Below are 22,388 nucleotides of genomic sequence, written 5' to 3' on the forward strand. Positions count from 1 at the left end.
GTCAACGGGTGGAACTCGCCGCCCGGCGACGGGACAGCGCGTCGATGCTCGCGGCCAGCAGCAGCACCAGGCCGGTGACCACGTACACGACGGCGGCGGGCTGCTTGAGCAGGCCCATGCCGTTGTAGATGGTGGCGAGCACCGCGCCGCCGATGACCGCGTCGCGCAGCCTGCCCTTGCCGCCGAACAGCGACACGCCGCCGATCACGGCCGCGCCGACCGCCATCAGCAGGGTGTTGCCGCCACCGGCGTTCGGGTCGACCGAGCCGACCTTCGAGGAGTACACGATGGCGCCGATGGCCGAGGCGGAGGAGGCGATCACGAAGACGCTCATCCGGATCTGGGCCACGTTGATGCCGGCGCGGCGGGCGGCTTCCTGGTTGCCGCCGACGGCGTAGACGTGGCGGCCGTAGCGGGTGCGCTCCAGCACGAACGTGCCGAGGACCAGGAGCACGAGCACGAGCGGCACCACGTACGGGACACCGGCGATGACGACGAAGTCGCTGGCCGAGCGGTTCACCGTCAGCGCGTAGGTGGCGGCCGCGGCGAGCACCACGACGATGCCGACCTTGGTCAGGATCAGCGGGGTGGGCTGGGCGACCAGGCCCCTGCGCAGCCGGCTGAAGTGGCGGCCGAGCACGAGCGCGGCGTAACCGCCCGCGGCGATGGCGAACAGCGCCCAGGAGCCCGCGGTGCTGAGGTTGCCGTTGGCGACGTTGAACAGCACGTCGTTGCGCAGGCCGAGGGTGCCGCCGTCGCCGATGAGCTGGAGGACGACGCCGCTCCAGGTCAGGAACAGGCCGAGGGTCACCACGAACGACGGGATGCCGACCTTCGCGACCAGGAAGCCGGTGACGGAGCCGATCGCGGCGCCGACGCAGATGGCGAGCAGGATCTCGACCCACGGGTTGGCCGGGACGCCGATCAGCGAGACCAGGAGCGCGAAGCCGGCCATGCCGGCGGCGGGCCAGAGCTTCACGGCCGCGGCGAGCGCGATCGCCAGCACCAGCACGGCGCAGTACATGATGAAGACGGTGTTGCCCATGCCGCCGAGCAGGTTGCCGTTCTCGACCAGGTGCAGCGCCATCACCGACGCGGTGACGCCGGAGGCGGTGCCCGCGGACAGGTCGATCTCGCCCAGCAGGAGCACGAACACCAGGCCCATGGCGATGATGACGATGCTCGCGCCCTGCGCGAGGAGGTTGGCGATGTTGCCCAGCGTCAGGAAGGTGTCCGCCAGGGAGCTGAACACGATCAGCAGCACCACCAGGCCGAGCAGCGCGGGCAGGGAGCCGAGCTCGCCGCCGCGCAGGCGGGCCACGTAGTCCCGCAGCGCCTCGCCGGTGGACTGGGAGGTGGTGTCGATGCCGAAGTCGGAGATGGCGCCCTGGGGGTCCTTGGGCGACGTCTCGCTGGTGGTGTTGGTCATGCTGCGTTCCTCGTCCTGAGCCCTCGGCGTCAGATGGTGGCGGATTCGGCCCGGGCGATGCCCAGGTCCCCGGAGCGGCCGGCGGTGATCAGCTCGACCACCTGGCCGTGCGTGACGTCCTTGGTGTTGACCTCGGCGGCCATGCGGCCCAGGTAGAGGCACGCGATGCGGTCCGCGACCTCGAACACGTCGTTCATGTTGTGGCTGATCAGCACCACGCCCAGGCCCTGCTCGGCCAGCCGGCGCACCAGGTCGAGCACCTGGCGGGTCTGCGCGACGCCCAGCGCCGCGGTCGGCTCGTCGAGCAGCACGACCCGGCTGTTCCACAGCACGGCCTTGGCGATGGCGACGGTCTGCCGCTGGCCGCCGGACAGCGACGAGACCTGCGTGCGCACGGACTTGACCGTGCGGACCGACAGCGAGGTCAGCGTCCGGCGGGCGGCCTGCTCCATGTCGGCCTCGTCGAGCATCCCCAGCTTGCCGCGCTCGCGGCCCAGGAACATGTTCTGGACGATGTCGAGGTTGTCGCACAGCGCCAGGTCCTGGTACACGACCTCGATGCCCATGTCCGCGGCCTCGCGCGGGCCCGAGATGTGGACCTGCTTGCCGTCGAACAGCACCGTGCCCGAGTCGGTCGGGTGGATGCCCGCGATGCACTTGACCAGCGTGGACTTGCCCGCGCCGTTGTCGCCGACGAGGGCGGTGACCTGCCCGGGGTGAACGGCGAAATCGATGTCGTGCAGCACGTGCACGGGACCGAAGGTCTTGTTGATGCCGCGCAGCTCGAGGATCGGCTCGCTCACTGGTTTCCTCCTGTGTCCCCACTCGCGGGTGGGCGCGCCGGGGCGGGGTGCGGCAACCGCACCCCGCCCCGGCGCGAGCGTGGACTACTTGATGCCGAGCTCGGTGCAGGTGGCGGCGAGGTCGGTGACGCAGACCTCACTGGCCTTGACGAAGCCGGCGTCCACCACGGTCTTGACGTTCTCCTTGGTGATCAGCTGGGCCTCCAGCAGCACCGACTTGACGGTGCGGCTGCCCTTGGTGTCCTCGACCGAACCGGTGGCGAGCGCGTCGGCGCCGGCCTTGTCGCCCTTGGCCAGGGCGGCGGCCAGCTTCGCGGTGGCGTTGGCCTCGGCGTCGATCGGCTTGAACACGGTCATGAACTGGTCGCCGCGCAGGACGGCCTGGAGGCCCTCCGGGGTGGCGTCCTGGCCGGTGACCGGGACCTTGCCGTTCAGGCCGTACTTCTTGAGCACGGTGATGACCGCGCCGGCGAGGCCGTCGTTGGCGGCCACGACGCCGTCGACCTTCTGGCCGTTGCCGGTCAGGATCTGCTCGAAGGTCACGCCGCCCTGCTGGTTGTCCCAGTCCGGGATGGCCTGCGACTGGACCAGCTTGTAGTCGCCGGAGCCGTACTTGGGCTCCAGGACCTTCTTCTGGCCGTTGTGGAACAGGGTGGCGTTGTTGTCGGTCGGGGCGCCCTCGATCTCGATGACCTCGGCGGGCTTCTTGCCCGGCGCCAGCTTCTCCAGGCCCTGGACCAGGCCCTGGCCCTGGAGCTCGCCGACCTTCTCGTTGTCGAACGAGACGTAGTAGTCGGAGCTGCCGCCCAGGTTCAGGCGGTCGTAGTCGATGACCGGGATGCCCGACGACTTGGCCTTCTGCGCGACCGACGCGCCGACCTCGCTGTTCGGGGTGGCGATGATCAGGACCTTGACGCCGGCGTTGATCATGCCGTCCGCCAGGGTCGAGAACTTCTGCACGTCGCCCTGGGCGTTCTGGATGTCGGGGTCGAGCCCCTCGGCCTTGAGCGCCTTCTCCAGCAGCGGCTTGTCGAAGCCCTCCCAGCGGGCCGAGGACTTGGTCTCCGGGAGGATGACGCCGACCTTCGTGCCACCGCCCGAGGCGCTGTCCGTGTTGGTGTCCGTCGTGGTGTCGCCACCCGTGGACGTGTTCGCGCCACAAGCCGTCATGGCCAACGCAAGGCCCGTGCTTGCGGCGATGAGAGCGAGGCTCTTGCTGCGCATCCAGCCATCCCTTTCACGCAGGTGCATAAATGTTGTGGCGCACAACGTATGCCCCCACCCACGGTGACCGGAAGCACACTTGACCGATAAAGAGGGCACGATGCGCTAACAGCGAGGTAACCGAACGGACATCCAACTACGCCGAACGGCCCAGTTGGTCACATCCGGTCACGAAAGGGACGGTTCGGGGGTTTGTTCTGGCCCGCAACGGCCGGAACCGGTACCGCCGGGAAAGATCATCAAGACCGTGACGCGGGGTGGCTCACCACGAACGCAGCGTGGCGATCCGCTCCTCCAACTGCTCGATGCTGGCCATCGCCGTGGGCGGGCCGCCGCAGTACTCGCGCAGCTGGTTGTGGATCTTGCCGTGCGGCTTCCTGGTGCGGTGGTGGTGCATGGCCACCAGCGTGTTGAGCTCCTTGCGCAGCTGCGCCAGCCGCTCCTGCACGCTCGCGGGGCGGGCCGCCGGGGCGATCGGCGCGGGCGCGGCGGCGGCCGCCGCGTTCCGCTTGCTCGCCTCCACCAGCTGCTTCTCCTGCCGCTGCCGCAGCAGCGCGCGCACCTGGTCGGGCTCCAGCAGACCGGGCAGGCCCAGGTACTCCTGCTCCTCGTCGCTGCCCGCGAACGCCGCCGTGCCGAACGAGGAACCGTCGTAGATCACCTGGTCCAGCTCGGCCGACGCGCCCAGCGAGGTGAACGCGCGCTCCTCCTCGCCCGGCTCGTCGTCGACCCTGTTGGCCTGCGACAGCAGGTCGTCGTCCCAGCCGTCCTTCTCGCGGTGGGGCTTGCCCAGGACGTGGTCGCGCTGCGCCTCCAGCTCGCTGGCCAGGCCGAGCAGCACCGGCACGCTGGGCAGGAACACGCTGGCCGTCTCACCCCTGGCCCGCGCCCGCACGAACCGGCCGATGGCCTGGGCGAAGAACAGCGGGGTGGAGGCGCTGGTCGCGTACACGCCGACAGCCAGCCGCGGCACGTCGACGCCCTCCGACACCATGCGCACCGCGATCAGCCAGCGCTCCTGCGAGGCGGCGAACTCGGCGATGCGGCCCGACGCCTTGGGGTCGTCGGAGAGCACCAGGGTGGCCGCCTGGCCGGTGACGCGCTGGAGCACCTCGGCGTACGCCTTGGCCACGGTCTGGTCGGTCGCGATGACCAGGCCGCCCGCGTCGGGGATGCCGCCGTTGCGCAGCTGCGTCAGCCGCACGTCGGCGGCCTTGAGCACCGAGGGCATCCACTCGCCCGACGGGTCCAGCGCCACCCGCCACGCCCGCGCGGTCTGCTCCTGGGTCAGCGGCTCGCCCAGCCGCGCGGAGAACTCCTCCCCCGCGCTCGTGCGCCACGCCGCCTCGCCCGAGTAGGCCAGGAAGATCACCGGCCGGACCACGCCGTCCTTGAGGGCGTCGGCGTAGCCGTAGGAGTGGTCGGCCCGGCTGCGCTGCGCGCCGTCCGGGCCCGGCTCGTAGGTGACGAACGGGATCGGCGAGTCGTCCGAGCGGAACGGGGTGCCGGTCAGGCACAGCCGCCGCACCGCCGGGGTGAACGCCTCCCGGATCGCGTCGCCCCAGGACTTGGCGTCGCCGCCGTGGTGGATCTCGTCGAGCAGGACCAGCGTCTTGCGGTTCTCCGTGCGCACCCGGTGCAGCATCGGGTGCGCCGCGACCTGCGCGTACGTCAGCGCGACGCCGTGGAAGTCGCGGGAGGTGACCGCGTTGGTGTTGCGGAAGTTCGAGTCGATGGCGATGCCCGCCTCGGCCGCCGCCCGCGCCCACTGGTGCTTGAGGTGCTCGGTGGGCGTGACGATGGTGATCGCCTCGACCGTGCGGTCGGCCAGCAGCTCGGCCGCCACGCGCAGGCCGAACGTGGTCTTGCCCGCGCCGGGCGTCGCGACGGCCAGGAAGTCCTTGGGCCGGGCGGCCAGGTACTTGGTCAGCGCGCGGCGCTGCCAGGCGCGGAGCGGGCGGGTTGCGACGACCTGCGGCTGCGACAACCTCGGAACCCCTCCAGCGCTGATCACCTGCGGTGCGGACCTGCGTGATCACCTGCGGTGCGGACATGCGAATGCCCTCGGTGCGGGTGACCGTCGAGGGCGAGGGACAGCCTACCCGCTGCGGCCGCCCCGCACGGCTCGCGGCACGGACCCGGGTTCCGGTGACGCGGAATCGGCCCGGATGCACCATGCTTGACCTCGCGATGGGTTCGCCTCGGGACGACAGGGCGCGCAGCTCGGGCCGCAAGGGTCCACTGCGCCTGTTGGCGCGCACCTGGTCCAAGGCGTGGGCGGGCAGCATCTTCTCCGAATCCGCCGAGGCCGCGTTCTGGCAGACCCTGTCGTTCCCGCCGCTGCTGCTGGGCCTGCTGGGCAGCCTGGGCTACGTCGGCGACTGGCTCGGGCCGGACGTGGTGGGCGCGGTCAAGGACCGGATCATCTCCACCTGCCGGACGATCTTCAGCCAGGACGTGGTCAACGGGGTGATCGTGCCCACCGTCGACCAGGTGCTGACCACCGGCAAGGGCGAGATCGTCTCGGTCGGCTTCCTGATCTCGCTGTGGGCCGGGTCCTCGGCGATGTCGTCGTTCGTGGACGCGATCACGGCCGCGCACGACCAGTACGGGGTGCGCAACGAGGTGTGGCAGCGGATCTTCGCGCTGCTGCTCTACATGGCGAGCCTGGTGCTGCTGGTCATCGGCCTGCCGGTGCTGGCGCTGGGCCCGGACGTGCTGCCGCGGCTGTTCCCCGACTCGTGGGAGCCGACGATCGGCAGCTGGCTGAGCGCGTTCTACTACCCCGCCATCGGGGTGCTGCTGGTGCTGGCGCTGGCCACGCTCTACAAGGTGGCGCTGCCGAACAAGCTGCCGTGGCACCGGCTGGTACCGGGGGCCGTGCTGGCGATGGCGGTGTTCCTGCTGTCGTCGATCGGGCTGCGGCTCTACATCCGGTGGATCACCACCACCGGCTACACCTACGGCGCGCTGGCCACGCCCATCGCGTTCCTGCTGTTCGCGTTCTTCATCGGGTTGGCGATCACCCTCGGGGCCTACTTCAACAGCGCGTTGCAGGAGATGTGGCCGGCGCGGATGACCCGGCGGCAGCGGCGGCGGTGGCAGCGGCTGGAGATCGAGCGGGCGGCCGAGCGCATCCGGTCCGGCGAGGACCGGCGGGTGCGGGAGCGGGGCGGACCGGGGGCGGAGGACCCGCCCGCGAACGTCACCGGCGTCACCGGCGGCCCCGCCGGGCACCTGGCCGAGCACCCCGCCGACCGTCCCGCCGAGAACCCCGCGGCGCCCGCGGTGAACGGCGTCGCGGAGCCCACCGTGCCGCTGGGGGTCGAGCGGCCGGAGGAACCCCCGCCCGTGCGGCGGCTCCTGGACTGATCGGCTCCCCGGCACCGAGCCCGGGGCTCGGGGCTCCGAACCCGGCTCAGGACGACGACGCCCCGGTGCCGGTCCGCGCGGGACCGGCACCGGGGCGTCGGGAATCGGGGCGTCGGGGGTCGGGGACCTACTCTCCGCCGCCGCCCGCGGGCAGGCCGTCGTAGATCCGCTTGCAGTCCGGGCACACGGGCGAGCCCGGCTTGGGCGACTTCGTCACCGGGAAGACCTCGCCGCACAGGGCCACCACGTGCGTGCCCATGACCGCGCTTTCCGCGATCTTGTTCTTGCGCACGTAGTGGAACATCTTCGGGGCGTCGTCACCGGTGTGGTCGGTGCCTTCCGGCCGGGTCTCCACCTCGGGGAGGGTCTGCGTACTCACCCGCCCAGCGTACCTGGGAAGATGGCCGCTCGTGAGCACGCCGAGCATCACCGAAGAGGTCGAATCCGCCCTGGCCGGGAACCGGCCGGTGGTGGCGCTGGAGAGCACGATCCTGTCGCACGGGCTGCCGCCCGGCCGCAACCGCCAGGTCGCCACCCGGATCGAGGACGCGGTGCGCGCGGCGGGCGCGGTGCCCGCCACGATCGCCGTGCTGGGCGGGGTGCCGAAGGTCGGGCTGACCGCCGCGGAGCTGGACCGGGTCTGCGACCCGGCGAACGACCTGGTGAAGCTGTCGCGGCGGGACCTGGGCGCGGCGTTCGCGCTCCGGCGGGACGGGGCGACCACGGTCGCCGGCACGGCCGCGCTGGCGCACGCCGCCGGCATCGGCGTGTTCGCGACCGGCGGGCTGGGCGGGGTGCACCGGGGCGCGCGGGAGACCTGGGACGTGTCCGCGGACCTGGACGTGCTGGCGACCACGCCGGTGCTGGTGGTGTGCTCCGGGGTCAAGTCGATCCTCGACGTCGGGGCCACGCTGGAGCTGCTGGAGACCCGGTCGGTGCCCGTGCTGGGGTACCGGGTGGACCGGTTCCCGGCGTTCTACCGGCGCGAGTCCGCGTTCGACGTGCCGTGGCGGGTCGAGTCGGCCGCCGAGGCCGCCGCGGTGGTGGCGGCGCACCGCGCCGGGGTGACCGGGTCGTCGGGCGTGCTGCTGGCCAACCCCGTGCCCGCGGCCTTCGAGATGCCCGCCGACCTGCACGAGCGGCTGTTGACCGAGGGGCTGGAGCTGCTGCGGTCGCGCGGCGTGCACGGCAAGCAGGTCACGCCCGTGCTGCTGGAGCACTTCCACACCGCCAGCGGCGGGGTGAGCCTGGACACCAACGAGGAGCTGGTGGTGTCCAACGCGGTGCTGGCCGCCGAGGTGGCCGTGGAGCTGGCCGCGGCGGGGGGCGGTCGGTGACCGCGGTCGTGGTCGTGGGCGACGCCGGGCTGGACGTGGTGGCCCGGCACACCGGCCCCGTCGTGCACGGCGGCGACACGCGGGCCTCGGTGACCATCGAACCCGGCGGGGCCGGCGCGAACACCGCGGCGTGGCTGGCCTCCTGCGGCGCGTCCCCGGTGCTGCTCACCCGGGTCGGCGCGGACCCGGCGGGCAGGCAGGTCCGGGCCGAGCTGACCGCCGCCGGGGTGCGGTGCGCGTTCGTGGTGGACCCCGGCGCGGCGACGTGCTGCGTGGTGGTGCTGGTGGACGGCGCCGGGCAGCGGACCATGCTGCCCGACCGGGGCGCCAACGCCCGGTTCTCCCCCGGCGACGTGGACCCCGCGCTGCTGGGCGGCGCCTCCCACCTGCACCTGTCCGGGTACGTGCTGCTGGACGCGTCGTCGCGGGCCGCCGGGGTGGCGGCGCTGCGGGCGGCGCGGGAGGCCGGGTTGACCACGTCGGTGGACCCGCAGTCGGCCGCGCTGTTCTACGACGGCTTCCTGGACGACGTGCGGGGCGTGGACCTGCTGCTGCCCAACACCGAGGAACTGGTGGGGCTCACCGGGTCGGCGTCGCCCGGAGCCGCGCGGGACCTGCTGGACGTGGTGGGCGCGGTGGCGCTGACGGCCGGTGCGGGCGGGGCGAGCTGGGTGGACGCGGACGGGGTGGTGTCGGTGCCCGCCGAGGACGTGGCGTGCGTGGACTCGACCGGGGCCGGTGACGCGTTCGACGCCGGGCTGCTGGCGGCGTGGCTGACCGGGGCGTCCCGGCGGGACGCCCTGCTGGCCGGTGTGCGGGCGGCGGCGCGGGCCGTGTCGGCGGTGGGGGCGCAGCCCGCCGGCCCGCCACCGCCGGGTTCGCTCAGCCGTCGATGACCTGGTGCGGGCGCGCCTCGACGGCGCGGTGCTCGCGCACGAAGCGGTTGGGCTTCTCCGCCTTGCGGGGCGGCCGGTCGTTGGCGATCAGGACCGCCATCCAGGGCAGCGGCACGGACAGCACCAGGAAGGCGAGCGCCAGCCACCAGGTCTCGTAGAAGACCATCGCCAGGACCAGGCACGGGATGCGGGCGCCCATCACGATCGCGTACTTGCGCTTGCGGGCGGCGTGCTGCTCCTCGTAGGAGGGAGCCGCCGCGGTGATGAGCACCGGTGTGCTGTCGCGCTCGGGGTTGGTCACGACATCACCTCCAATGGCTCCATGGTCCCACCAGGGACCGGGGACGACACAACGGGTGGAGGGTGATTCGCGCCGCGGTTGCGGCCGTTCGGGTCCGTGGCGGACCATCCCGCCTGTGGTGGCGCTGGATCGGCTGGTGGACGTGCTGGGGAGCCTGGGCACGCACCTGTGCTGCGCGCCGCGCGGGCGGGACGTGGAGCTGCGGGGCGTGGCGCTGCACGACCCGGCCGAGCACACCGCGGCGGCGCCCGACGACGTGCTGCTCGGGCTGGGGCTGCCCTCCCACGCCGCGGCGGCCCGGCTGGTCGGCGGGACCGCGGCGGCGGCGGTCGTGCTGCACGGGTCGCCGCCGCTGGACGAGCGGGTGATCACGGCGGCGCGGCGGTCCGGGGCGGCCGTGCTGCTGGTGGACCCGTCGGTGCCGTGGGGGCAGCTGGCGAACGTGGCGCAGACGCTGGTGCTGGGCGGGCAGGGCGCCGGCGACCTGTTCGCGGTGGCCGACGCGATCGCGGCGGTGGTCGGCGGGCCGGTGACCATCGAGGACCAGCAGTCGCGGGTGCTGGCCTACTCGTACCGGCAGCAGGACGTGGACCAGGTGCGGGTGCAGACCATCCTGGGTCGGCGGGTGCCGGAGGAGGCGCGGCGGGCGCTGGACTCCTACGGGGTGTTCGCGCACCTGGCGCGGTCCGACGAGCCGATCTTCGTGCCGAAGCTGACCGACCAGCTCGGCGGGCGGCTGGTGGCGGCCGTGCGGGCGGGGCGCGAGCTGCTGGGGTCGGTGTGGGTGGAGGTCGACGCGGCGGTGGACGCGGTCCGGCACGCGGCCCTGGTGGACGGGGCGCGGACGGCGGCGCTGCACCTGCTGCGGGCGCGGGCGTCGGCGGACCTGGAGCGGCAGGCAGAGGCGGACCTGGTGATCGAGGCGCTGGAGGGGGGCGCGCCGGGCACCCTGGCCCGGCTGGGGCTGCCGTCGACGGGGTTGCGGGTGATCGCGGTGCAGGCGCACGCCGGGGAGGGCGAGCACGGGGCGGCGCTGCTGGCGTTCTCCCGGGCGACCTCGGGGTTCGGCTGGTCGCGGCCCGGCCGCTCGGCGCTGTTCGGCAACGTCCTCTACACCGTGCTGCCGTGCGACGAGGACGCCGCGGCGGCGGTGGACTGGGTCCGCGCCCTGGCCCGTGAACTCCCCGCCGAGGCGGTGGTGGAGGCGGGCATCGGGGGCCGCGCGGACGCCGGCTCGCTGACCGCGTCGCGCACGGAGGCCGACGAGTGCCTGGCCCTGTCCACCGGCGACCCGGTCGTCTACGACCGGTCCTGGTCCCTGGTCCTGCTGCGGCGGCTGGCGAGCGTCGCCCGGACCGGCCGCGTGCCCACCCGGGGCCCGGTGGCCGACCTGCTGCGGCACGACGCCGAGCACGGCACGCACTACGCGCCCACCCTCCGGGCCTGGCTGGCCGCGCAGGGCGACGCGCGCGAGGCGGCCCGCGCCCTGGCCGTGCACCCCAACACCCTGCGCTACCGGATGCAGCGCATGTCCGAGGTGACCGCCGTCCCCCTGGACGACCCGACCCAACGCCTGGCCATGGCCATAGCCCTGACCATCACCCCACCCCCCTAGACCCCCGCGAGTCGTACGTCCAGACCTCGCGTGTCGTACGTCCAGACCCCCCGAGTTACACGTTCAGACCCCCGCGAGTCGAACGTTCACGACCACCGTGTCGAACACTCGGGACAGGCGAGTTCACCATTCGCGGCCGTGCGAGGGTTACTCGCAAGTAACCGCTGACCAGGCACGGAACGACGCGAATGGTGAACTCGGGGGTCCTGAACGTACGACACGGTGGGTCTGAACGTACGACTCGCGGGGTCTGGGCGTACGACTCGCGCGGGGTGGGCGGGCGGGGGTGGGTGGGGCGGGGGACGATGGCGCGGTGGTTCCTGATCTTTCTGTTGAGTTGACCGGTCGGTTGCGCGAGGCGTTCCTGGAGGTGGGGTACGACGCGGACGGGGTGCTGGGGGTGCTGGGGCCCCGGGCCCACGCGGCGCTGGGGAGGGGCGAGCCGGAGGCCGCGCGGCGGGCGTCGCGGGACGCCGGCCCGCTGGGCACGCTGATCCGGCTGTTCCTGCTCGGGGACGCCGAGGACGAGAAGGCCGTGCGGCGGGCGCTGCCCGGGGTGGACCTGGACGCGGCGATCGGCAACGAGGTGCTGCGCGGCGACGGGGCCGAACTGCGGGCGGGGCTGGACGTCCGGCCCTACGGCGACGACGAGGGGTCGTGGTGGGTCGTCGCCGACCTGGACTCCGAGCAGCGCGGCGGACCGGTGCCCGCCGACCACGTGCTGGGCGTCGGGCACGCCTCGATCAGCCTCGCCCGCGCCACCTCCCGGCGGCCCGTCGGGACCCTGCTGGACCTGGGCACGGGGTGCGGGGTGCAGGCCCTGCACGCGAGCAGGCACGCGGGGCGGATCACCGCGACCGACCTGTCCGAACGCGCGCTGGCCCTGGCCGCGGGCACGTTCCGGCTCAACGAGGTCGACGTGGAGCTGCGCCGGGGCGAGTGGTTCGCCCCCCTGCGGGGGCGCCGGTTCGACCAGGTGGTGTGCAACCCGCCGTTCGTGGTGGGCCCGCCGCGCGTCGACTACGTCTACCGCGACTCCGGGCTGGAGGGCGACGACGCGAGCGCACTGGTCGTGCGCCAGATGCCGGCGTTCCTGGCCGAGGGCGGCGTGGGCCAGCTGCTCGCCTCCTGGCTGCACCGCCGGGGCGAGGACTGGGCCGACCGCGTCAGCGCCTGGCTGCCCCGCGGCGGCGGCGTGGACGCCTGGTTCGTGCAGCGCGACGTGGCCGACCCGGCGCTCTACGTCGGCACCTGGCTGCGCGACGCCGGGGTGGACCCGCGCGGCGACGAGGGCCGCGCCAAGGCGGGCGCCTGGCTGGACTGGTTCGCCGAGAACGAGGTGGAGGGCGTCGGCTTCGGCTTCGTCACGCTGCGCCGCACCGACACCGAGCACCCCGAGGTCGTCTGCGAGGACCTGCGCCACGCCTACGACGACCCGCTGGGCCCGGAGTCGGCCGCCTGGCTCGACCGGGTGGCCTGGCTGCGCGCCCACGGCAACGACGACCTCCTCGCGACCAGGTTCACGGTGCCGCCCACCGTGCTGCTGGAGGAGGTCTCGGAGCCCACCGGGGACGGCTGGGAGGCGGTCGTGCGCCGCCTGCACCGCACCGACGGGCCCGGCTGGCAGCACGAGCTGGACGAGACCGCGGCGCGGCTGCTGGCGGGCTGCCGCGGCGCGCTGCCGCTGGCGGACCTGATCGCGCTGCTCGCCTACGCCCAGGACCTGGACGAGGACGCGCTGACCGCGGCGGCCCTGCCGGTGGTGCGCGACCTGGTCCGGCACGGGATGGTGGCGCCCGCGTGAGGGCCGTTGTGGCGAGGGTCACAGAGGCGTCCGTGGTGGTGGCCGGTGAGATCGTGGGCGAGATCGCCGAGCCGGGCCTGTTGGTCCTGCTCGGCGTGCACGTCGACGACACCGCCGAGCAGGCGTCGCCGATGGCCCGGAAGTTGCACGAGCTGCGCGTGCTGCGGGACGAGCAGTCGTGCGCCTCCACGGGCGCGCCGCTGCTCGTGGTAAGCCAGTTCACCCTCTACGGCGAGACGAGGAAGGGCAGGCGGCCTTCGTGGACGGCCGCCGCGCGCCCGGAGCACGCCGCGCCGTTGGTGGACGCGGTGGTGTCGGAACTGCGGTCGAGGGGCGCCCGAGTTCAAACAGGACGGTTCGGCGCCATGATGTCCGTGCGGAGTGTGAACGACGGCCCGTTCACCGTGTTGGTCGAAGTCTAGATCCTTCTCAGGCAATCCTCAGGATTCACCGGGCAACCGCTGTGACGGCAGTGACGTCTTCAAGGTCGAGGAAGCGGGAACCATTTCGGTCGGGTTTGCGTTCTCCTCAGTGTCAGACCACCGAAAGGTGGGACCGCGCAGCGCAGCGCGGAGTGCGCGACACGACCGCACTGCCAGCCCGCGACAAGGGGGAGGGAGCTCCATGACCGTCCCGAAGGTCTTCGACCGCGAGGTCGGGAACGAGCAGACCACGACCAGCGCCGAGATGGACCTCGACGCCCAGGGACCGGCCGCCGACCTCGTTCGGGTGTACCTGAACGGCATCGGCAAGACGGCGCTGCTGACAGCCGCCGAGGAAGTGGAACTCGCGAAGCGCATCGAAGCGGGGGTGTTCGCGCAGCACATGCTGGAGACCAAGTCCGGTCTGCCCGATGTGCGCCGCGGCGAACTTCGTGCGCTGATCCGCGATGGCCACGTCGCCAAGAACCACCTTCTCGAAGCGAATCTGCGGTTGGTCGTATCGCTGGCGAAGCGGTACACCGGTCGCGGAATGCCGCTGCTGGACCTGATCCAGGAAGGGAACCTGGGTTTGATCCGCGCGGTCGAGAAGTTCGACTACACCAAGGGTTTCAAGTTCTCCACCTACGCCACCTGGTGGATCCGCCAGGCGATCACCCGCGGAATGGCGGACCAGGGCCGCACCATCCGGCTCCCGGTCCACCTGGTGGAGCAGGTCAACAAGCTGGCGCGGATCAAGCGCGACCTGCACCAGCAGCTCGGCCGCGAGGCGACCACCGAGGAGCTGGCCCGGGAGTCCGGCCTGACCCCGGAGAAGGTGTCCGACCTGCTCGACCACGCCCGTGACCCGGTGAGCCTCGACATGCCCGTCGGCGCCGAGGAGGACGCCCCGCTGGGCGACTTCATCGAGGACTCCGACGCCACGGACGCGGAGAGCGCGGTCATCTCCGGCCTGCTCCAGGACGACCTGCGCCGGGTGCTGGCCACGCTGGAGCCGCGCGAGCAGTCCGTGATCCGGCTGCGCTACGGCCTGGAGGACGGCCAGCCGCGCACGCTCGACCAGATCGGCAAGCAGTTCGGCCTGTCCCGCGAGCGGGTGCGGCAGATCGAGCGCGAGGTCATGGCGAAGCTGCGGCAGGGCGACCGCGCCGCCCGGCTGCGCGCCTACGCCAGCTGACGGGCCGGCCCCGGGGAGCAACGCGGTTTCACCCGTTCAGCCGGGTTGACGCGCGGCGCTCGCCGGGGCACGGTCGGGCATTGCGAGCCACGCGACACCTCCGCCCCATCTCGCGGGGTGTCGCACACCGAGGAAGGTCGGGGCGGTCGGGGGCCGGCCCGGCCTTCCGTGTTCCCGCCCCCGGTCCGCAGAACCCCGGGTACCCGGAACCGTGGGCACTCAGAGCTCCAGGTACTCGGCCAGCTTCGCCCGGAAGAACGCGACGTGGGCCTCCCGCTCCTCGCCGGTGTACCCGCGCGGCACGCCCTCCACGATCATGACCAGGCACAGGTACGCCCGGTAGAGCGCGATCCTGGCCCGCTCCGCCGCGGTGAACCCGGCCACGCCGTAACCGGCCAGGTAGTCCTCGTCCGGCTCGGTGAACAGGGCGACGGACACGACCTCGGCCAGCGGGTCGCCGAAGAACGCGCGCTCCGGGTCGATGATCCCCTCCACCCGGCCGTCGGCCACGAAGACGTTGCCCTCCCACAGGTCGAAGTGCACCAGGACTGGTGACGTCACCTCGTCGAGCAGGTGGGCGCGGGCGGCGAACGCCGGGCGCACGTCGGGCAGCTCCACGCCGAACCGGTCGGCGTCGGCGAGCACCGCGGCGACCATGTTCCCGAACGCCTCCCGCCACGTCGCCCCGCCCGGCCCCTGGACGTAGCCGAACGAGTCGCCGGTGACGCCGTGCAGCCGGCGCACGATCCCGCCCAGCTCGCGGCGCAGCGCGGCCCGCTCGGCGTCGGACAGCTCGGCGGCGTGCCACGGCGTGCCGCGCAGGGCGGTCATCACGAGCAGCCCGTCCTCGTGCAGCAGGACCCGGGGCGCGGGCACCCCGCGGTCGGCCATCAGCCCGAACACCAGGGCCTCGGTCCGCATCAGGTCGCGCTCGTAGGTGAGCAGCGGCACACCCGTCGGCGGCGCCACCTTGAGCACGACCTCGCGGCCGTCGGCGGCGGTGAGCCGGTAGGCGGTGTTGAACATGCCGTCGGTCAGCTCGACGTGCGCCGCGAGCGGCGAGCCGAGCACGCGGCGGAGCAGGGCGTCGAGCTCGGGCTCGGGCAGTTCGCGCTTGGTGAGGCTGAAGACCACGACGCGAATCACACCACGGCCTGGCGGACGCGGCGGCGTGATCGGTATAGGTTCGGCGGAACCCGAACGCGCGCAAGGGAGCCCGCGACGTGCCCGCAGCGAACCCACCGCACAACCTCCTGGCCCCGGCCTTCGAGTACCGCGAGGTACTGCCGCTGGCCAGGGACAACCACACCGAGTACCGCCTGGTCAGCCCGGACGGGGTGTCGGTGGTCGAGGCCGCCGGCCGGACGTTCCTCCAGGTGGAGCCGGCGGCGCTGACGCTGCTCGCCAAGGAGGCGGTCCGCGACATCCAGCACCTGCTGCGCCCCTCGCACCTGGCGCAGTTGCGCGCGATCGTCGACGACCCCGAGGCCAGCGGCAACGACCGGTTCGTCGCCATGGACCTGCTGCGCAACGCGTGCATCGCGGCGGGCGGCGTGCTGCCGATGTGCCAGGACACCGGCACCGCGATCGTGATGGGCAAGCGGACCGAGTCCGTGCTCACCGGCGGCACCGACGAGGAGGCCCTGTCCCGGGGCATCTTCGAGGCGTACCAGGAGCTGAACCTGCGGTACTCGCAGATGGCGCCGGTCACCTTCTGGGACGAGAAGAACACCGGCACCAACCTGCCCGCGCAGATCGACCTGTTCACCGCGCCCGGCACGGAGCCGAAGTACGAGTTCCTGTTCATGGCCAAGGGCGGCGGCTCGGCCAACAAGACGTTCCTCTACCAGGAGACGAAGGCGCTGCTGAACCCGTCGCGGCTGGCGAGGTTCCTGGACGAGAAGCTGCGCTCGCTGGGCACGGCCGCGTGCCCGCCGTACCACCTGGCCGTGGTCGTCGGCGGCCTCTCGGCCGAGCAGAACCTGAAGGTCGCCAAGCTCGCCTCCGCCCGCTACCTGGACGGCCTGCCCACGGAGGGCTCGGCGGCCGGCCACGCGTTCCGGGACGTGGACCTGGAGCAGCAGGTGCTGGAGCTGACCCGGAACTTCGGCATCGGCGCCCAGTTCGGCGGCAAGTACTTCTGCCACGACGTGCGCGTGGTCCGGCTGCCCCGGCACGGCGCGTCGTGCCCGGTCGGCATCGCGGTGTCGTGCTCGGCCGACCGGCAGGCCAAGGCGAAGATCACGCCCGAGGGCCTGTTCCTGGAGCAGCTGGAGCGCGACCCGGCCCACTTCCTGCCGGAGGTGACGGGCGAGGACCTGTCCGACGAGGTCGTGCGGGTCGACCTGACCCGCCCGATGGCGGAGATCCGCGAGACGCTGTCGCGGCTGCCGGTGAAGACCCGCGTGTCGCTGACCGGCCCGCTGGTGGTGGCCCGCGACATCGCGCACGCCAAGATCAAGGAGCGCCTGGACGCGGGCGAGCCGGTGCCGCAGTACCTGAAGGACCACCCGGTGTACTACGCGGGCCCGGCCAAGACGCCCGAGGGCTACGCGTCCGGCTCGTTCGGCCCCACCACCGCCGGCCGGATGGACTCCTACGTGGAGCAGTTCCAGGCGGCGGGCGGCTCGCTGGTGATGCTGGCCAAGGGCAACCGGTCCCGGCAGGTCACCGACGCCTGCCGGGCGCACGGCGGGTTCTACCTGGGCTCGATCGGCGGCCCGGCGGCGCGGCTGGCGCAGGACTGCATCCGCAAGGTCGAGGTGCTGGAGTACGCCGAGCTGGGCATGGAGGCGGTCTGGCGAATCGAGGTGGAGGACTTCCCCGCGTTCGTCGTGGTGGACGACAAGGGCAACGACTTCTTCGCCGAGACCTCCGCCCCGACGCTCCAGATCAGCTTCCGGAGGTGACGGCGGGCCGCGGGCGGGGATCGGCCCCGCCCGCGGCCCGACCGGTCGGGGAAGACGGGTCGGGGACGCGGGCCGAAGACGTGGATCGGGGACGCGGGCCGGGGACGCGGGCCGGGGGAACGCGGGTCGCGGGACGCGGGTCAGGCCGTGTCCTCGCGTGACTCCAGCACCACCGTCCGGTCACCCAGCGGCGCGTCGAGGGTGACGTTCAGCGGCACGTCCCGCAGCTCCTGCGTGCAGACCACGCCCTCGGCGGGCGGGTAGTAGGTGGTCACCAGGGTGATCCGGACCTGGTCGGCGGACTGGGCGGTGACCTCGGCACCGGCGGTCTTGCAGCCGCCGGCCAGGCCGACCACGCGCAGCGTGCGGCCGTCCGCCGAGGCGGAGACCTGCCGCTCGTAGGTGTCGGGCAGCGTCCCGCCGTCGACCCTCGGGGTCGGCACCGGGGTCTCACCGCCGGGCAGGGGTACGGCGCCGCTCTGGGGCGGCGGCTCGGGCGCCGGTTCGGTCGTCCCGGGCGCACCGGGCGTCGAACCGCCGGTCGGGGGCCCGGATGACAACGTTGTCGACGGCGCCGACGAGGTCGTGCCGCCCGGGGTGGACGACGAGTCGGTGGGGCCGGTGCACCCGGCGAGCACGAGCGCGGCGAGGGCGACGGCGACCTTGGCGTTCCTCATGGTTGGAGGACGGTACTCGCCGCACCCGGGGTTGCAGGGAATGGCGCCCGGCCGACCGGGGGCAGGTCGACCGGGCGCCGTGGAAAGGGGGCCTCGCCCTACTTGGTGTCCTGCCGGGTGGTCAGCACGACCTCCCGCTCCCCGAGCGGCGCGTCCAGCTTGGCCGTCAGCGGCGGGAAGCGGATGTCCATGGTGCAGACCTGCTGGTCGGCGGGCGTGGTCTCGACCAGCACGACCTCGACGGTCTCGGGGCCCTGCGCGGCGATCTCGACGCTCGCCTTGCCGCAGCCCGCCTCCTGCGCGAGGACGCCGATCGTGCTGCCGTCGCCCTCGGTCCAGACGGTCTTGGGCGCGTCGGCGGGCACGGCGCTCGCGTCGACCCGGTCCTGCGGCACCTCCGCGCCGCCGGGCGGCACGGGGCTCTCGAACTCGGGTTCCTCCGGTGCGGAGGTGGTCGGCGAGGCCGACGTGGTCAGCGTCGGGCCGCCTTCGGCACCGACGGGCGTCGGGGTGGACGAGGCGCAGCCGACGAGCGCGACCAGCAACGCGCCCGCGCCGACAGCGGTTCCCAGGCTTCTCATGCACAGGGGACGGAACGGGCGCCGCGGCGGGTTGCCCGGCCCTTTTGACAGTTACCCGTCCGGGTGAGTGAACGGCCGTGCGCGCCGCGTCGCGGACGACGCGGCGCGCACCGCCTGCCCGGGGGTCAGCCCAGGGCGCTCCGGACACCCGCCACCGCGTGCCGCAGCGCGTCCAACCGCCGGGCCGAGGCCAGCCCGGCGTGGTACAGGTGGAACTCCTCCACGCCCGCCTCGGCGTAGGCCAGCCACTCCTCGAGCAACTCCTCGCCGTCCACCGGCTTCGGCGGCAGCGCGAGCACGTACGCGGCGGTGCGCACGTCACCCGCTTCCGCGCGCAGCGCGCGGATGGCCGGCAGCGACGCGTCCACCCCCGGCCAGCAGGTCGTCGTGAGCACGTCGACGTCGGCGTCGACGCCACCGGCCACCGTGGCGAACGGGCCGGTGCCCCACGGGTCCGCGGTGGCGTGCACCGCGACGCGCACCCCCGGGGCCGTGGACCGGACCAGCCCGACCAGTTCCCGGCGCAGGGAGCGGGAGAGGTCCGCGCGCGCCTCGCGCACCTGCTCCGCCCGCTCCCCCAGCGCCTCCTCGACGCTGTCCGCCCCCCGGTCGACCCCGGCGCGGACCGCCGCGCGCAGGCCCTCGGGATCGGGGAGGCGGTCGGCGCAGGCCGCGCAGAAGCAGAGGGACAGCAGCTTCTGCTGGACCGGCGTCCAGTCCGCGCCGTCGGTCTTCTCGTGGTGCCCGCCGTGGAAGAAGCCGAGCGGACCGCACGCCTCCAGCACCACGCCGTCCGGCCGGCCCAGTTCCAGCACCTCGGACACCAGCGTCCGGGTGTAGGCCACCACGTCCTCGTGGGACGGGCACAGCGCGTACGGGTAGCGGTCGCCGAAGGCGTTGCGGACCACCAGGTCGGGGTTCGCCTCGCCCAGCCGGCTGCTGTGGGTCAGCACGGTCCACGCGTACACCGGCAGCCCGGCCGCCCTCAGCGCCTCCGACGCCTCGCCGTAGGTGTTGTCGCCGTCCACCCAGGAGGGCGTGGCGGGCGCCAGCCGCCGGCCCCGCCAGACCTCCTCGCGAACGGGCAGGTAGAACGCGGCGTGCCGCGCGTCGACCAGGCGGTGCCGCGGGTGGAACGGGGTCGCGGCGCGCACGGTGTGGTACGACGAGGCCAGGGCCACGGCGTCGACGCCGAGCGAGGCCACCCGCTCGACCGCGGCCGGGTCCCCGACCACGTCCCAGGGGTACAGGTGGGCGACGGTCCTCACCACCGGGGGCGCTTCCTCTCGTAGGACGGGTCGTGCCGTTGCATGTAACCGGTGTCGTCGCGCTGGACGAGGCCGCACCTCCGGTAGTTCTCGGCCGCCCGCGCGAGCGCGTCGCGGTCCAGCTCCACCCCGAGGCCCGGCGCCGTGGGCACCGGCACCGCGCCGTCCACGAAGGTGAACGGCTCGGTGATCACGTCGTCCGCCGAGTTCCACGGGTAATGCGTGTCGCACGCGTAGTTCAGGTTCGGCGTGGCCGCGGCCAGGTGTGTCATGGCGGCCAGGCTGATCCCGAGGTGCGAGTTGGAGTGCATGGACAGGCCGAGGCCGAACGTCCGGCAGATCCCGGCCAGCTCCTTGGAGCGCGACAGGCCGCCCCAGTAGTGGTGGTCGGACAGGATGACCTGCACCGCGCCGCGCTCCACCGCCGGGGCGATGTGCTCGAACGCGATCACGCACATGTTCGTGGCCAGCGGCATGGGCGCGCCCGCCGCCACCCGCGCCATGCCGTCGATGTCCGGCGCCGGGTCCTCCAGGTACTCGACCACGCCGTCCAGCTCGGCCGCGACCTTGAGCGAGGTCTCGGGCGTCCAGGCCGCGTTGGGGTCCAGCCGCAGCGGGTGGTCCGGGAACGCCTCGCGCAGGGCGTGGACCGCCTCGACCTCCAGGTGCGGCGCGTACACGCCGCCCTTGAGCTTGATCGAGCCGAAGCCGTGCTCGGCGACCAGCATCCGCGCCTGGGTGACGATGCCGGCGGGGTCCAGCGCCTCGCCGAACGCGTCGTGCTCGGCCTCCGGGTGCCCCGCCCACTTGTAGAACAGGTAGGCGCTGTAGGGGACGGCGTCGCGGACGCGCCCGCCGAGCAGGTCGCTGACCGGTCGGCCCAACGCCTTGCCGCGGATGTCCCAGGTGGCCACCTCGAAGGAGGCGAACACCCGGTCCACCGTGGACTCGACGGTGAGCGGGCCGGTCAGGCCGTGCCGGTCCGAGCCCGCCTCGCCGCCCAGGGCGGCCGCGACCCGCGCGTGCAGGCCGTTGAGGTCGTGGACGTCCAGGCCGGTCAGCGCGGGCGCGGCGGCGCGCACGCGGTTGAGGTGGCCGAGGTCGCCGTAGGTCTCGCCCAGGCCGGAGACGCCCTCGTCCGTGTGGACCTCGACGATCGTGCGCAGCGCCCACGGCTCGTGCACGCCCACCGAGTTCAGCAGCGGCGGATCTCGGAAGGCCACCGGCGTGACGGTGACGTCGGTGATCCTCATGAGGCGATGCTCCGCCCCGCGGCCACGACCTTCTCCAGCTGCGCCACGTGCTCCGGCGTCGGGTCGAGCAGCGGCGGGCGGACGCCGCCGACGTCCAGGCCGGTGGCCCGCACGGCGGCCTTGACCAGCGCCACCGCGTAGCCCGGGACCTGGTCGCGCAGCTCCACCAGCGGCTTGTAGAACTCGTTGAGGTAGCGGGTGACCAGCTCCCGGTCGCCGGCCTGCACGGCCTGGTAGAAGCCGAGGGAGATCTCCGGCGCGAACGCGAACACCGCCGACGAGTACAGGTCCACGCCGATGCCCCGGTACGCGGGCACGGTCAGCTCCGCGGTCGGCAGGCCGTTGAAGAACTGGAACGGCTTGCTGACGTTCCGGCGCACCGCCAGCACGATGCGCTGGAGCAGGTCGATGTCGCCGAGCCCGTCCTTGAAGCCGACCACGGTCGGCAGGCAGGCGACCTCGACCGCCGTCTCCGGCGTGAACACCGCGTTGTTGCGCTGGTAGACGATCAGCGGCAGGCCGGTCGCGCCCGCCACCTCCGCGACGTACCGGACCAGGCCCTTGGCCGGGCTGGTGACCAGGTACGGCGGCAGCAGCAGCAGGCCGTCCGCACCGGCCCGCTCCGCGGCCTCGGCGTACCTGCGGGCCGTGGGCAGCGGACCACCCGCGCCCGCGAACACCGGCACCCGGCCCGCCGTGGCCCCGACCGCGACGGCGACCGCCCGTTCGACCTCCGCGAGCTCCATCGCGTGGAACTCACCCGTGCCGCAGGCGACGAACACGCCGCCCGCGCCCGCCGCCACCCCGCGCTTGACGTGCTCGGCCAGCACGTCCTCCGCTAGCGCGCCGTCCGCGTCGAACGGCGTCACCGGGAAGAACAGCACCCCATCGAGTTGCATACCCAGACCTTCATCCCTTGATCGCTCCGGTGGTGATCCCACGCCGGAAGGACTTCCGCGGCGACCGGCGCCGCACGAGCGCCGGCGCCGTCAACGCTCCGGTCGCCGCTCCCCCGCCGCACCGGCGTCGTCCGAGCACGACGGCGGCGCGGTGGGGCGGTGCGGCGACCGGTGGGTCGGCGGCGGTGGTCCGAGGGGGCCGGAGCCGTCCCAGGACCTCGGTGGAACCGAAGACCGCGACCACACCCGGCGCGGGCTTGCCCGGCGGTGAGGTGGTCCGGGTGGTGGCCCGGGACCTCCTCGGGGCCGGCCGCGGTCGTGCGGTGACGACCGCGGGCCTCCTCTCTCGCCAGCGCACAGGCGGCGAACGCGCTGACGGCGAGGTGGAGCGGGAGGGCGCCAC

At 73.3% G+C, this 22,388-nt stretch carries 20 protein-coding genes; 8 read left to right on the plus strand and 12 right to left on the minus strand.

Annotated elements, in window-relative coordinates:
- Position 1: 1 nt before the first annotated feature.
- The 4 genes from Q5530_RS13610 to Q5530_RS13625 all read right to left on the minus strand — a co-directional run bounded on the left by Q5530_RS13610 (position 2) and on the right by Q5530_RS13625 (position 5,443).
- Positions 2-1,429 carry a sugar ABC transporter permease gene (locus Q5530_RS13610; RefSeq protein ID WP_415362552.1) on the minus strand — a complete coding sequence of 476 codons (1,428 nt, stop codon included), beginning with the start codon at positions 1,427-1,429 and terminating at the stop codon, positions 2-4.
- Positions 1,430-1,458: 29 nt separating this feature from the next.
- Complete coding sequence (locus Q5530_RS13615) at positions 1,459-2,232, minus strand: ATP-binding cassette domain-containing protein (protein WP_380636456.1); 774 nt, start codon at positions 2,230-2,232, stop codon at positions 1,459-1,461.
- Positions 2,233-2,316: 84 nt separating this feature from the next.
- A complete protein-coding gene (locus Q5530_RS13620) occupies positions 2,317-3,456 on the minus strand; it encodes a sugar ABC transporter substrate-binding protein (RefSeq protein ID WP_415362553.1) in 1,140 nt (379 codons plus the stop codon).
- A gap of 262 nt (positions 3,457-3,718) precedes the next feature.
- The gene (locus Q5530_RS13625) at positions 3,719-5,443 is read right to left on the minus strand and encodes a DEAD/DEAH box helicase (RefSeq protein WP_415362554.1); all 1,725 of its coding nucleotides are present in this window, start codon (positions 5,441-5,443) and stop codon (positions 3,719-3,721) included.
- Between the two features lie 188 nt (positions 5,444-5,631).
- On the opposite strand from Q5530_RS13625, the gene Q5530_RS13630 reads away from it, so the two are divergent.
- Positions 5,632-6,828 carry a YihY/virulence factor BrkB family protein gene (locus tag Q5530_RS13630; RefSeq protein WP_415362555.1) on the plus strand — a complete coding sequence of 399 codons (1,197 nt, stop codon included), beginning with the start codon at positions 5,632-5,634 and terminating at the stop codon, positions 6,826-6,828.
- Between the two features lie 127 nt (positions 6,829-6,955).
- Here the strand turns inward: Q5530_RS13630 and Q5530_RS13635 are convergent, their stop codons facing one another.
- Positions 6,956-7,207 (minus strand): DUF3039 domain-containing protein, encoded by a 252-nt coding sequence (locus Q5530_RS13635; RefSeq protein ID WP_415362556.1) that lies wholly within the window; start codon positions 7,205-7,207, stop codon positions 6,956-6,958.
- Positions 7,208-7,238: 31 nt separating this feature from the next.
- On the opposite strand from Q5530_RS13635, the gene Q5530_RS13640 reads away from it, so the two are divergent.
- Both Q5530_RS13640 and Q5530_RS13645 read left to right on the plus strand, forming a co-directional pair.
- Complete coding sequence (locus tag Q5530_RS13640) at positions 7,239-8,165, plus strand: pseudouridine-5'-phosphate glycosidase (protein ID WP_415362557.1); 927 nt, start codon at positions 7,239-7,241, stop codon at positions 8,163-8,165.
- Positions 8,162-9,061 (plus strand): carbohydrate kinase family protein, encoded by a 900-nt coding sequence (locus Q5530_RS13645; RefSeq protein ID WP_380636445.1) that lies wholly within the window; start codon positions 8,162-8,164, stop codon positions 9,059-9,061. The genes Q5530_RS13640 and Q5530_RS13645 overlap by 4 nt, the downstream gene beginning before the upstream one ends.
- Here the strand turns inward: Q5530_RS13645 and Q5530_RS13650 are convergent.
- Positions 9,048-9,362, minus strand: a complete 315-nt coding sequence (locus tag Q5530_RS13650) for a DUF3099 domain-containing protein (protein ID WP_380636443.1) — start codon at positions 9,360-9,362, stop codon at positions 9,048-9,050. The genes Q5530_RS13645 and Q5530_RS13650 overlap by 14 nt on opposite strands.
- A gap of 115 nt (positions 9,363-9,477) precedes the next feature.
- Here Q5530_RS13650 and Q5530_RS13655 point away from each other — a divergent pair, with 115 nt between their 5' ends.
- From Q5530_RS13655 to Q5530_RS13670, 4 genes are all read left to right on the plus strand, one after another.
- The gene (locus Q5530_RS13655; RefSeq protein WP_415362558.1) at positions 9,478-10,977 is read left to right on the plus strand and encodes a PucR family transcriptional regulator; all 1,500 of its coding nucleotides are present in this window, start codon (positions 9,478-9,480) and stop codon (positions 10,975-10,977) included.
- 313 nt (positions 10,978-11,290) lie between these two features.
- Complete coding sequence (locus Q5530_RS13660; protein ID WP_415362559.1) at positions 11,291-12,781, plus strand: methyltransferase; 1,491 nt, start codon at positions 11,291-11,293, stop codon at positions 12,779-12,781.
- A complete protein-coding gene (gene dtd / locus Q5530_RS13665; RefSeq protein WP_415362560.1) occupies positions 12,778-13,203 on the plus strand; it encodes a D-aminoacyl-tRNA deacylase in 426 nt (141 codons plus the stop codon). The genes Q5530_RS13660 and dtd overlap by 4 nt, the downstream gene beginning before the upstream one ends.
- 202 nt (positions 13,204-13,405) lie before the next feature.
- A complete protein-coding gene (locus Q5530_RS13670) occupies positions 13,406-14,398 on the plus strand; it encodes a sigma-70 family RNA polymerase sigma factor (RefSeq protein ID WP_380636437.1) in 993 nt (330 codons plus the stop codon).
- 219 nt (positions 14,399-14,617) lie between these two features.
- On the opposite strand, the gene Q5530_RS13675 is transcribed toward Q5530_RS13670, so the two are convergent.
- Positions 14,618-15,532, minus strand: coding sequence for a phosphotransferase family protein (locus Q5530_RS13675; protein WP_415362561.1), 915 nt, complete (start codon positions 15,530-15,532; stop codon positions 14,618-14,620).
- An 89-nt stretch (positions 15,533-15,621) separates the two neighbouring features.
- Between Q5530_RS13675 and Q5530_RS13680 the strand changes: the two genes are divergently transcribed.
- The gene (locus Q5530_RS13680; protein ID WP_415362562.1) at positions 15,622-17,307 is read left to right on the plus strand and encodes a fumarate hydratase; all 1,686 of its coding nucleotides are present in this window, start codon (positions 15,622-15,624) and stop codon (positions 17,305-17,307) included.
- Positions 17,308-17,447: 140 nt separating this feature from the next.
- Here Q5530_RS13680 and Q5530_RS13685 read toward each other — a convergent pair whose 3' ends face one another.
- From Q5530_RS13685 to Q5530_RS13705, 5 genes are all read right to left on the minus strand, one after another.
- Positions 17,448-17,984, minus strand: coding sequence for a hypothetical protein (locus tag Q5530_RS13685; protein WP_415362563.1), 537 nt, complete (start codon positions 17,982-17,984; stop codon positions 17,448-17,450).
- A 98-nt stretch (positions 17,985-18,082) separates the two neighbouring features.
- Entirely contained in the window at positions 18,083-18,565 is a 483-nt protein-coding gene (locus Q5530_RS13690; protein ID WP_415362564.1) for a hypothetical protein, read from the minus strand.
- 125 nt (positions 18,566-18,690) lie between these two features.
- On the minus strand, positions 18,691-19,836 hold the full coding sequence (locus tag Q5530_RS13695; protein WP_415362565.1) for a hypothetical protein: 1,146 nt from the start codon (positions 19,834-19,836) through the stop codon (positions 18,691-18,693).
- Positions 19,830-21,086, minus strand: a complete 1,257-nt coding sequence (locus tag Q5530_RS13700; protein WP_415362566.1) for a glucarate dehydratase family protein — start codon at positions 21,084-21,086, stop codon at positions 19,830-19,832. The genes Q5530_RS13695 and Q5530_RS13700 overlap by 7 nt, the downstream gene beginning before the upstream one ends.
- Entirely contained in the window at positions 21,083-21,985 is a 903-nt protein-coding gene (locus Q5530_RS13705) for a 5-dehydro-4-deoxyglucarate dehydratase (RefSeq protein ID WP_415362567.1), read from the minus strand. Before Q5530_RS13705 ends, Q5530_RS13700 begins: the two co-directional genes overlap by 4 nt.
- Positions 21,986-22,388 lie beyond the last annotated feature (403 nt).

This window comes from Saccharothrix sp. BKS2 (assembly GCF_047689505.1).
Classification (GTDB): Bacteria; Actinomycetota; Actinomycetes; order Mycobacteriales; family Pseudonocardiaceae; genus Actinosynnema; species Actinosynnema lopnurensis.